Origin of the sequence: Aeromicrobium phragmitis, assembly GCF_003674095.1 — a bacterium.
GTDB lineage: Bacteria > Actinomycetota > Actinomycetes > Propionibacteriales > Nocardioidaceae > Aeromicrobium > Aeromicrobium phragmitis.
Genome location: NZ_RDBF01000145.1, coordinates 1 through 387, shown reverse-complemented (window position 1 = coordinate 387; position 387 = coordinate 1). Strand labels below are relative to the sequence as shown.

Below are 387 nucleotides of genomic sequence, written 5' to 3'. Positions count from 1 at the left end.
TGCTCTGCGGTCGGCTGCTCGCCGATCTCGGGGCCGATGTCGTGCAGGTCGAGCCGCTGAGCGGGTCGCCGGCCCGCACGGCCGACCCGGTCGACCCGAGCACCGGCATCTCGTTCACGTGGCAGACGTTCGCGGCCGGCAAGCGAGGCATCGCGCTCGATCCCGAGCGCGACCGAGAACTGCTCCAGGACCTGGTGCGCCGGGCCGACGCCGTCGTCACCTCGTGGGACCACGCCGAGCTCGAGCGCTGGGGCATGACGCCCGACGAGGTGCTGTCCCTCGCACCCCAGGCCGTGGTGGCGGCCATCACGGCCTACGGATGGGACGGACCGCGTTCGCGGCTGGCGGCGAGCGATCTCACGGTCTGGGCGGCGGGCGGTCCGCTCG

General features: G+C 73.9%; 1 protein-coding gene. It reads left to right on the top strand.

The annotated features are described in order from the left end of the window. Positions 1–387: CoA transferase (locus D9V41_RS16690; RefSeq protein WP_208006927.1), on the top strand; the 387-nt coding region annotated here is incomplete at both ends.